The 2,085-nt window shown below is 38.4% G+C and carries 2 protein-coding genes and 1 pseudogene; all 3 read left to right on the top strand.

The window, feature by feature from the left end; genetic code table 11:
* The first annotated feature begins 69 nt into the window (after positions 1–69).
* On the top strand, positions 70–486 hold the full coding sequence (locus RMX89_RS29345; RefSeq protein WP_322691405.1) for a hypothetical protein: 417 nt from the start codon (positions 70–72) through the stop codon (positions 484–486).
* Positions 479–1,726, top strand: a complete 1,248-nt coding sequence (locus RMX89_RS29340) for a hypothetical protein (RefSeq protein WP_322691404.1) — start codon at positions 479–481, stop codon at positions 1,724–1,726. Before RMX89_RS29345 ends, RMX89_RS29340 begins: the two co-directional genes overlap by 8 nt.
* Before the next feature lie 107 nt (positions 1,727–1,833).
* Positions 1,834–2,085: pseudogene (locus RMX89_RS29335) on the top strand (restriction endonuclease); the annotation flags it as partial.

The raw sequence follows: 2,085 nt of genomic DNA, 5'->3' as shown, positions 1-2,085 counted from the left end.
CTGTTCCCTGTTCCCTGTTCCCTGTTCCCTGTTCCCTGTTCCCTGTTCCCTGTTCTCTGGATAAAATTCATGTCACCAAGTAAGTTTTACCCGTTCTCTGATTATGATAGAAAACAAATTGCTAAACTTCCTCCTGATATAGCAGCCCTAGCAGATAAATATCCGAGCGAGATTTTAAACACTGCTGATAGTTGGAATAACTTGCCTTTTGATGCTAACTATCTGACTGAGTGTATTGAAGTCTATAGTGGCGATGCAGATGATGCCAATATTTTTGTGTTAAATGGTGTTTTGAAAGATTATGTCCCGTCTCATGCTGAAAAAAATACATCATCGATAACAGTGATGATTGATGGAGAATTTGCTTACATTGAAGTTGAAGGGAGACAGGTTCTTAATAAACTTGGTGGCATAGTTTTGCCAGAAGTAGCGATTAATCCTGAACTGTTAATTCAGTCAATTCTCAAAGGCGAAAATAATGATTGACGATGGTGAAGCGAAAGAAATTAAGCGAGATTATCTAGATATTTTAGAATCTCTCCTCAAACTCATCCATGCGAAAGCTAAAGAAAAAGGATTAGATCCCAGCAAGGATGTTCATATTTACTCTAGCTCTAGCAAAGTTTATCAAGGAACATTGGGAGAATCACCCTCTAAAAACTTATTAACACCAACGATAGTAGAGAACTTAAAAAAAGCTCTGTCTGACCCGAAAAATTCTCAAGGTGCAATTTCTATTAAAATTGGTCATGAAAAAGTATTCCATATTAAAAATGGAGAAGTACTGACTGACAAATTAGGTTTAGCTCCGGCATTACAGAAAAATAAAGTTGTAAATAATGAGCGAATTTACAGTGTAGAAGCTTTAGGAAAACAAGTGCAAGTATTGCAGAAAAAACTAAACGAACAACAAAAACTTGTAGATAGTATCAAATCAGAACAGCTTTCACCCGAATCTTTATCACAACTAGCTGCTCAAGTTGCCGAAATGAGTAAATACTTGGAGAAGCAGCAACAGTTGATTGAAAATACCCACAAAGTGTTGTCCCAGGTGAATGAACGTTCTTTACCACAAGTTCAAAATACGGTTCTTCAAAACTGGGTGGGTACGGTTGAGAACAAGGTAAAACAAACTGCCAAGAATGTTTTTGAGTGGGTTAAAGATGCGCTAACACCTGAAGTTACCAAGCTCAGAAAGGAAATTGCTTCGCTCAAATCTCAAGTTAATCAACAGGTTACTAGCCTCAAGGATGAAGTCAAATATCAGACTGACAGTGTAAGAAATGAACTCAATCAACAAGTCAATAATTTAACAGCCGAGTTACGTACACAGGTAGACGGTGTTAAAAACACTGTTGATCAAAGCCTTATGGGTGTCAAGTCAGCTATTGACAATACTCGAACTGAACTACGAGCTGCTGTTGATGATGTTAAAGGTCAAGCTATCGAGCAAAGTGTCAAAGCAATGCTGAATATCTTGGGCAAAGATAACTCTGATGGTTCTAAAAGTTTTAAAAGTACAAATTTTGATTTTGAACGCCTTGGCGATAATGTAATCGTTCGTGCCAAAAACGGCGAGGCTGTTCTCACTGATGGAGTTTTATCGCCTAACGTAAGTGAGAAACAGTTACAGGCACTTGATAAGGTTCAATCTGTTGTTGATATGCATCATCAAATTCAGCAGGATTCTCAACAAGAATCACAATTTAGAAATATGCACAGGTAAGCCCGCATTTCTCACAAGCTTGAGGGGATATTGGGCAGAGGGGATTGAACTTGGCACATTGAACTCTCCTCTGCCTCCCTGTTCCATGATCAAAGGGGAGCGTAAAAATGATACTAATCCTAATCATCGGTTTGTTGTTTGCACTGGGTGGAATAATTTTTCTAGCTTGGCTGTTTGTATTATTTCCACCTTCAACGCCAAAGTCAAAGTATCGCTGGCAAGGTTTTAAGCAATCGCCATTACCACCCAAGAGTACAAAATCGTCTGACATTTCACCTCAAAATTTTGTACGACAAAGCCCAGCACCAACGCAAAAGGCTTTCTTAGCTAAAAATTTTAAGAAGCAATTACGACCAAGC

Source organism: Nostoc sp. DedSLP04, from assembly GCF_034530775.1.
Taxonomy (GTDB): Bacteria; Cyanobacteriota; Cyanobacteriia; order Cyanobacteriales; family Nostocaceae; genus Nostoc.
This window is presented reverse-complemented; position numbering and strand designations above follow the sequence as displayed.